At 51.1% G+C, this 673-nt stretch carries 1 protein-coding gene and 1 pseudogene; one reads left to right on the top strand and one right to left on the bottom strand.

Going from position 1 to position 673, the window contains the following annotated elements; genetic code table 11:
* Positions 1–87: 87 nt before the first annotated feature.
* A complete protein-coding gene (locus AC0QUY_RS42680; RefSeq protein ID WP_475391743.1) occupies positions 88–240 on the bottom strand; it encodes a hypothetical protein in 153 nt (50 codons plus the stop codon).
* Here AC0QUY_RS42680 and AC0QUY_RS42675 point away from each other — a divergent pair.
* Positions 224–673: pseudogene (locus AC0QUY_RS42675) on the top strand (transposase); the annotation flags it as partial. The gene AC0QUY_RS42680 and the pseudogene AC0QUY_RS42675 sit on opposite strands and share 17 nt — an antisense overlap.

Raw genomic sequence — 673 nt, 5'->3', positions numbered from 1 at the left:
TGCCTGGTACGGTGCCCTGGATGGCCGGCGGCCTGCGCACCCGGCGCGTCCCAGGCCAGTGCGCCCGGCGGCAACTCAGCGGGATCGTCATTGGATCAGCGCGGTGAGCGGGGTGAGCAGGAACTGGATGACGGTGTAGCCCAGCGACATCAGCGGGCGCAGCCACAGCGTGCCCACCACGCCGGCGATCACGAGGCCCATCACGATGAAGAAACCCCAGGGCTCGATGCGCGAAACCATTAAACGGATCGAAACCGATGTCGCTTATCGCTGGTTTATTGGATATGGATTTTCTGAAAAAATCCCTCATTTTTCAACCTTCAGTAAAAACTATGAGCGCCGTTTTCATGATACGGACCTATTTGAAACAATTTTCTATAAAATCTTGCGTCAGGCCATGGATCTCGGTCTTGTCGACCCGTCGGTCGCCTTTATCGATGGAACCCATGTCAAAGCCAATGCGAATAAGAAAAAGTTTGTGAAGAAGATTGTGAGAAAAGAAACAAGAGCTTATCAGGAACAATTAGATCGAGAAATTAATGCCGATCGCGAAGCCAACGGCAAAAAGCCCTTAAAGCCCAGGCAATGCTCAGAAGAACGGGAAATAAAAGAAAGTACGACAGATCCTGAGAGCGGTTATTTTGTAAAAGGTGAACGGGAACGTCTTTTTGCT

Source organism: Bradyrhizobium sp. WYCCWR15520, assembly GCF_056174665.1.
Note: the sequence above shows the minus strand (reverse complement) of the source record. Positions and strands in the feature narration are given on the sequence as shown.

Coding starts and splice junctions, on each gene's coding strand:
- AC0QUY_RS42680 (WP_475391743.1), bottom strand. CDS start 240: ATGGTTTCGCGCATCGAGCCCTGGGGTTTCTTCATCGTGATGGGCCTC.